Here is a 7033-nt window from a genome sequence, read left to right on the forward strand (position 1 = left end):
GGGGACCGGGGCGGCGCGGGGACCGGCCCGTCAGCCGAACCCGTGGGCGCCGAGCTGGGCGTAGCGCGCCGACAGTTCGGCCATGTCGCGCTCGACTCCCTCCCGCAGCCAGCTCCCGTACATTCCGGCGGCCTCGGCCCCCTCCAGGGCCCCGCCCGCGATCCCGGCGGTCAGCGAGCCCGCCGTCCAGCCAGACAGCAGGGCCCGCAGCACGCCGTGCGACGACGCGGGGTCCAGGAGGGCTCCGGCGTCCCCGGCCACGAACCAGCCCGGACCGGCGGCCCTCGGGCACAGGCGCCAGCTGACGTCCGCCGACCGTGCCGCGCCCTCGGGCACGAGGCCCGCGAGCTCCTCCGGCGGCCCGCCGCGCGGCCTGCCCTGCTCCGGCACGAAGTCCAGCCGCATCCACTGGTACCTGCCCCGGCCCACCCGCGCGGTCCACGTCCAGCCGGTGCGCTCGGCGGTGATCGCGGGGGCCGCGTCCCGCTGCGGGCAGGACCCGGCCGCGTAGCCGTACCGGATCAGCAGCCGCGGCGAGCGCGGCGGGGCGGTCAGGCCGAGGGCGCGGCTCAGCCAGCGGGCCCGGCCCGTCGCGTCGATGACCGTACGGGTGCGCAGCGGGGCGGCGGACCCGCCCAGCCGGACTCCGGTCACCGCGCCGCCCTCGACCACCGGTTCTCCGACCCGGCAGCCGAGGCGGACCTCCGCCCCCGCTTGCCTGGCCCGGTCGAGCAGCAGCGCGTCCAGTCGCCGGCGGTCCACCTGGAAGCCGCGCCAGGGGCCGCCGCGTCCCGCCCGAACGGCTCGAACCGGGGCTCCGTGCCCCACCCGACCGTGATCCCTTCGTGCCGGGCCCCGACCGCGTCGGCGAACCCGCCGGGCAGCAGCCGGGCCAGCAGGGTCTCGGCGCCCGGGTGCAGGGCCTCCCCCGGGCGGGCCGCCGTGGGCCTGCTGCGGGGGCAGCAGCGCGGCGATCTCGTCGCCCCGGATGGTGAAGGGGAAGGCGTCGAGGTCCTTGCCGGATCCACTCGGTCGGATGGCCCTGCTCCCGCAGGAAGAGATGGCGCCCGTGGACGGAGCCGGTGGCGTCGCGGTAGTCGAGGGCGAACACGACGACGCCGAGGGGTTGTCCCCGGCGATGTCCCTGAGCCCCTCGAGGGTGGGCGGTCGGACTCCGTAGACGTAGTTCTCGACGGCCTCGATCTCGGCGAGCGCGGGGAAGGCGCCGAGGGTGCGGCCACGGCCGTCCTGAGGACGGCCGCCGAGGCGAAGGCGTGGTACAGCAGGCTCCGCGCCGGGTTCCCGGGCTCGATGCCGCGCGCGGGCAGCGTCGGTGCGAAGTCCCCGAAGCCGGGTACGGACCGGTCGAGGGCGGGGACCGGCCTGGCCAGCTCGGCGGCCAGGTCTGGCGCCGATGTCCCGGACGCCGCGGGTCACGGTGCGCAGGAGCGTCCGCCAGCCCTGGTCGGCGAGGCGGGCGCAGGCGGCCTCGACCGCTTCGGCCAGGGGTGCCGACGGCGGCGCGGCCGTGGCCTCGTACTACACGGTGAGCCCGGGAAACCCGAGCAGGAGCCCGCCGGCGGCGGCCCCCTTCATGAGATCGCGCCGGGACAGCTCCACGCCCACCGATCGCTGATTCTGGCGGCTGGCACCCGGCGGGTGCGCGAACGACGCGGGGTTGCCGCCGAACGGGCCGTCCGGCCGGCCTAGCTGGGCGGGAAGAGCTTGCGGAAGTAGGTCCAGCTGGTCTCGTTCGGTTCGCTCCACTTCTCCGGGGCGTGGGCGAATTCGGGGTGGTGGTCCGCGATGTACGCGCGGGTGCGCTCGGGGACCTGCGCGTACGCGTCGAGTTTGCGGCCCCGGCAGTGGAAGGTGAGGCCGCCGGGGCGCGCGCCCTGCTCCATCCAGGGCAGCCACGGTGACATCCGGGTCCAGGACATCGTCGAGGGGACGCTCGCCTCGTCGGTGGCCAGCACCGTGGCGGGCGCGAAGAACTGGAAGAGCTCCAGCGCCCGGTAGGTGTCGTCGGCCGACTGGGCCGGGTACTCCTCGACCGGCAGGGGCGAGGGGTAGGCGAGCGGGATCTCCAGGCTGAAGCAGACCTGGTCGCCCAGTTCGGTCAGGGGCACCGGGAACGGCCGCCACTTCTGGTTGGCCGGGTCGTTCCAGACGTGGACCACCGGCTTGCCCTCCCAGGTCTCCGCGATCTCCCGGGTCCGGGGGTCCAGGTAGAACGCGGCCTCCCTGGAGAGCAGCTGGTAGCCGCCGGTCTCCTCGTCCGCGACGAGTCGGGCGACATTGAGCCCTTCGAAGCCGAACAGGCGCCGGTAGGGCTCGCCCGGGGCCCAGGAGTGGACATCACCGGTCCACCAGAAGGTGACCTCGCCGCCGTCGAGCGAGGCGCGGGTGCGGGCGAATGCTTGCAGGAGCTCGGCGGGTGTCGCGGCTGATGTCATGCGCCCCACTCTGCTCGGTCGCGGCACGGCCGGGCAAGCGCCCGCACGGACAACCGGAGCCCCCTCCAAGGGGTTTGAGTGGCTGGTGGGGAGGGGTGGGTCCGGGGGCGGCGGCCGGGCGGCGACCGCCATGCGGATGCCAGGTTGACGACGGTCGCGCCACCGGCGACCGTGACCGCCATGGGGAAAGAACGCCGACTGCTCACACTCGTCATCTGCCTGGTCCTGGGGGGCGGACTGACCGCTGCGGTGCTGGGTGCCTCGCGAGCGGCCGGTCCGCACGGGGGGACCGCGGCCGGGCGTCCGGCGCCTTCCGACTACGTGGACATACGCGACGTTCCGCGCGTCCCGGCGGTCGCTCCGACCCCGGGTGCCGACGCGTCCACCGGATCGGTGGTGGTGGACTGCGGCCGCAACGAGCAGGGCCACTACAACGAGGACAACCTGGTGGTCTCGCCCGGCCTGCGGGCCGGCGCCCACCACACGCACGCGTACGTGGGGAACCTGTCCACGGACGCGATGTCGACCGACGCGTCCCTGGACGCGGCCGCCACGAGCTGTAGGGGCGGCGACCGGTCGACGTACTACTGGCCCGTCCTGCGGCGCCTCGACCGGCCGGGCACGCGCTCCCACGAGCACTCGGCGGGGCACGGGAACACGGGCGGGATCCTGCCGGAGGCCTCGGTCCTGGTGGAGTTCCGCGGCAGCCCGGTGAGCAAGGTGGTGGCCATGCCGCGCTTCCTGCGCGGGATCACGGGCGACGCCGTCGCGTACACGGCGGCCGACGACGACGACGTACGGGCCCGCTGGGGGTGTTCCGGATCCCCGGACCGGTCCACCACCCGCTACCCGCGCTGCCCCGGGGACGAACGGGTCACCCGCACCCTGGTCTTCCCGAGCTGCTGGAACGGCATCGACACCGCCGGCGCCGGCCACCGCTCGCACCTGCGCTTCCCCGGCACGAACGGCGTCTGCCCCACGGACTTCTTCCCCGTGCCCGAACTGCGCGTCTCCCTCGCCTACGACGTGCCCGCGGGGGTGCCCGTGGCGCTCGACTCCTTCCCCGAGCAGCGGCACAGTCCGAAGACGGACCACGCGATGTTCGTCAACGCGATGACGGACCGGCAGATGGCTGCGGTCGTCGACTGCCTCAACGAGGGCCGCGCCTGCCGGACCTGAGTGACGCAGGTCACGTGAACCGGACGGGCCCCGGCGGCGTGTTCCGACCGCACCACCTGAGCGAGGAAGACGGAGAGGGTGAGATGGCCGGACCACTGTGGCCCCGCACTCGGCGGGGCTCGACCGATGAGGCACTGATCAAGTCGGTGTACGAGGAGCACGGTCACGCCCTGCTCGCGTACGCCACCCGGCTGACCGGGGACCGGGCCGCCGCCGAGGATGTCGTCCAGGAGACGCTCATCCGCGCCTGGCGCCATTCCGAAGTCCTGGTCAACGGGAAGGGTTCGGTGCGCGGCTGGCTGCTCACCGTGGCCCGCAACATCATCACCGACCGCTACCGGGCCAAGGCCGCACGGCCGCCGGAGGTCTCCGGGGCCTCGGCCACTCCCCCGGTCGAGGCGGACCACGCCGACGCGGTGGTGGACAGCATGACGGTCCTGGGGGCCCTCGACCAGCTGTCGCCGGAACACCGTGACGTGCTCAAGGAGTTGTACTACCGGCAGCTCAGCGTGGCGGAGGCGGCAGACGCCCTCGGCATCCCGGCGGGGACGGTCAAGTCGCGTTCGCACTACGCGCTCAAGGCCCTGCGCGACGTCTTCAGGGACCAGCGTTCCAGGGACAGCGGCTTCAGAGATGGCAAACGACCGGGCGGGCCGCCCCAGCGGCCGGCCGGACTGCGTGAGGTGGTGGCATGAACCGGCAGCGGCACGAGGAGCAACTGCTCGGCCCGTACGTGCTCGGCGTCCTGGACGACGAGGAAGTCCGCCGGATCGAGGAACACATGAGCGGCTGCGTGCACTGCCGGGAGGAGGTGGCCGCGTTGCGCGAGATGGAAGCGGCACTGGGCGAGGTGCCCGAGGAGGCGTTCCTCGACGGGCCGCCACAGGGCGGGGACCTGCTGCTCCAGCGCACCCTGCGGCAGATGCGCGGCGAGCGGGCCGGTACCGAGCGCCGGCGCGCGGGGCTCGCGGGACTGGCCGTGGCGGCTTCGCTGGCCGCCGTGTTCTGGGCGGGTACCCAACTGGGCGCCGGCGATCCCGATTCCGTGGCCCTGCCCGTGCCGCCGTCCCCGACGGCCTCGGCGGATCCGTCACCGCCGCCCGCCGGGACCAAGCTGCTGTCCGCGACCGATCCGGCCACGGGCGTGCGGATGACCGTACGGATGACGCCGGCGACGAAGTGGGTGCGGTTGCACGCGGCGGTCACGGGAGTGCCGCAGGGCGAGCGGTGCCGGCTGGTCGTGGTCGCCAAGGACGGTACGCGCACGACCGCGGGCGGCTGGGTCGTGGGCGGCCAGGACAAGGGCGAGGGCAAGGGCGCGTCGCTCGACGGTTCGGCCGCGGTGGATCCGGCGAACGTCAAGGCGGTCCTCGTGGAGAACGAGGCGGGCCGGACCTTCGTGTCCGTACCGGCCTGACCGGGGTGTGACGGAGCCCGGGAGCATATCCAGCTCCCGGGCTCCTGCGTGCCACCCAATTGCGCACACCGGCACGTTTAAGAGTCGCGGATCATTCTGAGATCGACGTGTTCTGCCTTTGAACTACCGCGCCACGAGAGAGGCGCAGAGGGGACTTGAACCCCCATCCATCGATGATCGTCCACGCTCGGTCGATCCGGTGTTCGGCGGCGAATACTGAGACTGGAGCGAGAATCTGAGATTGACGGGGCCGCCTCTACCAGCTTGGGCCACCCCGGCACGCAATGCCGGGGGAGGGATTCGAACCCCCAACTGACACCCCTGTTTCAGCTTCAACATCAGTTTCAGCTTGCGCTCTCGCGCACCCCCTGCAGACGTACAGGGGGAGATTTCGGGGCTACCCGAACAGGTAGCCGAACACCGCGTCCCCGACCCGCTGGTCGGTGACCTCGGCGCTGTTGGCCTCCTCGCGGGCGAACTTGACGGCCTGCTGGAGCTTCTCCACGCGGTCGAGCAGCTCGTTGACCCGGCGGGCGGGCAGTGCTCCGGAGAACTTCACGGTCGTCCAGTAGCCGACCGGGACGTCCTCGTAGTAGACCTCGACCTGCGCCGGGTGCTTCTCGGTGGCCTCGGCCTTGACGTGGTTGCGCGGCACCTTCTTGGTGCGGATCGTGCGCACCGGGTCCGTCTTCCAGGAGTCCGTCGACGGGTCGAGGTTCCAGGACTCGGAGGCGTCCAGCACCGGCAGCTTCCGAACGAAGGTGTGCATGTCCGTCAGCTGCTTCTCGAGGAAGAGCAGGTACGGCACGGGCACCTGCGCCAGCAGGACCGTTCCGTCCACGACGACGTCGGCCGCGGCGGTGCGGTTCGCCCAGTCCTTGGTGGCCGTCACGTCGAACAGCCGCGTCAGGGTCCCCGCGGTGGCCCGCAGCACGTCCTCCGCCTTGACCTGCACCCGCGTGGACTCGGGCGGCAGTTGCTCGCCCTCCTCATCCTTGGGCTGGTAGGTCCGGGAGATGCCGGCCAGCAGGGCGGGCTTCTGGACGTCGTGGTGAGCCTGCGTGAGCTCCTGGAGGGACTTGGACTTGACGCCCTTTTCCACTGCGATGATCTGATTCAGCTTCGGCACGCGATCAACCTATCAGCCGGTTGTCCGATCATTCACCGGGATTTCCGGCACCCCGGCCCGGTCGAGCAGACGGCGCATGTCCTCTGCGGGGAGCGCCGGGTTGGCCGCGGCGGCCGCCGCCGCGTCCCGGTCGGGACCGGCGAGCAGTTCGCGGATCCGGGCCACGGGGAGCCGCGGGTCCCGGCCGGCCGCCGCGCACGTCTCCGGGTCCCGGCTGAGCCGGTCCAGGAGCTCCGGCTCCAGACCGGGGTCGCGCAGGGCAAGACGCCGGCCCCTCGGGTCCGGGGAGTCGCCGAAGCGCGCGGCGAGCCCGGCCGCGGGGAAGCCCGGCCGGGTGACCAGCATGCCCACGGCGCGGTGGGTGCCGTTCAGGTAGAGGTCGAGGAGCAGCTCGGGCGGCGGTTCCGGGTGGAACTCGGCGAGCAGCAGCCGTACGGCGAAGTCCTCGTCCCGCGCGAGCAGTTCGACGGAGTCGGCCGGCAGGCCTGGGCAGACCGCGGCGCTGCGGCGCAGCCAGGTGTGCGAGGACCGGGCGCACCGCCGCAGGAACGCGGCGTCCTCACGGCGCTCCCACACCCAGTCGAGGGTGGGCAGCCGGTCCTCGGCGTCCACGGTGTAGTCGACGGCGGCGCGCTCGGACTCGCTCAGTTCGGGGCGGGCGGAGACCTGGAGCCGGACCCGCGGGTGGGGGTCGACGCCCTGTCCTTTAACCACTTCCCGGACCCCAGAAAAAGGCCAAAATCTCGTATTCCCTTTTCTCCTTTAAAAAAAAAAACAAGAAATATGGAATACACTGACGTGTGAACTGCGACACAATGACGGCGACTTAGTGTGTGTAAAGACGGAGGTGCT

General features: G+C 72.5%; 8 protein-coding genes. 3 read left to right on the top strand and 5 right to left on the bottom strand.

Annotation, left to right across the window (positions count from 1 at the left end; genetic code table 11):
• Nucleotides 1–30 precede the first annotated feature (30 nt).
• From PV721_RS39105 to PV721_RS39110, 3 genes are all read right to left on the bottom strand, one after another.
• Nucleotides 31–762 (bottom strand): NAD(P)/FAD-dependent oxidoreductase, encoded by a 732-nt coding sequence (locus PV721_RS39105; RefSeq protein WP_319732980.1) that lies wholly within the window; start codon nucleotides 760–762, stop codon nucleotides 31–33.
• A 777-nt stretch (nucleotides 763–1539) separates the two neighbouring features.
• The gene (locus tag PV721_RS44195) at nucleotides 1540–1767 is read right to left on the bottom strand and encodes a twin-arginine translocation signal domain-containing protein (RefSeq protein ID WP_416371275.1); all 228 of its coding nucleotides are present in this window, start codon (nucleotides 1765–1767) and stop codon (nucleotides 1540–1542) included.
• Nucleotides 1707–2456 (bottom strand): DUF1838 family protein, encoded by a 750-nt coding sequence (locus PV721_RS39110; protein ID WP_319732982.1) that lies wholly within the window; start codon nucleotides 2454–2456, stop codon nucleotides 1707–1709. Before PV721_RS39110 ends, PV721_RS44195 begins: the two co-directional genes overlap by 61 nt.
• A gap of 180 nt (nucleotides 2457–2636) precedes the next feature.
• Between PV721_RS39110 and PV721_RS39115 the strand changes: the two genes are divergently transcribed.
• The 3 genes from PV721_RS39115 (at nucleotide 2637) to PV721_RS39125 (ending at nucleotide 5052) form a co-directional block, all read left to right on the top strand.
• Nucleotides 2637–3635 carry a DUF1996 domain-containing protein gene (locus PV721_RS39115; protein ID WP_319732983.1) on the top strand — a complete coding sequence of 333 codons (999 nt, stop codon included), beginning with the start codon at nucleotides 2637–2639 and terminating at the stop codon, nucleotides 3633–3635.
• A gap of 83 nt (nucleotides 3636–3718) precedes the next feature.
• Complete coding sequence (locus tag PV721_RS39120; protein ID WP_319732985.1) at nucleotides 3719–4330, top strand: sigma-70 family RNA polymerase sigma factor; 612 nt, start codon at nucleotides 3719–3721, stop codon at nucleotides 4328–4330.
• The gene (locus PV721_RS39125; RefSeq protein WP_319732987.1) at nucleotides 4327–5052 is read left to right on the top strand and encodes a zf-HC2 domain-containing protein; all 726 of its coding nucleotides are present in this window, start codon (nucleotides 4327–4329) and stop codon (nucleotides 5050–5052) included. Before PV721_RS39120 ends, PV721_RS39125 begins: the two co-directional genes overlap by 4 nt.
• A gap of 397 nt (nucleotides 5053–5449) precedes the next feature.
• On the opposite strand, the gene PV721_RS39130 is transcribed toward PV721_RS39125, so the two are convergent.
• Nucleotides 5450–6181 (bottom strand): hypothetical protein, encoded by a 732-nt coding sequence (locus tag PV721_RS39130; protein WP_030714860.1) that lies wholly within the window; start codon nucleotides 6179–6181, stop codon nucleotides 5450–5452.
• Nucleotides 6182–6193: 12 nt separating this feature from the next.
• Nucleotides 6194–6895 (bottom strand): hypothetical protein, encoded by a 702-nt coding sequence (locus tag PV721_RS39135; RefSeq protein ID WP_319732989.1) that lies wholly within the window; start codon nucleotides 6893–6895, stop codon nucleotides 6194–6196.
• Between the last annotated feature and the right edge of the window lie 138 nt (nucleotides 6896–7033).

Origin of the sequence: Streptomyces sp. MB09-01, from assembly GCF_033794505.1 — a bacterium.
Classification (GTDB): domain Bacteria; phylum Actinomycetota; class Actinomycetes; order Streptomycetales; family Streptomycetaceae; genus Streptomyces.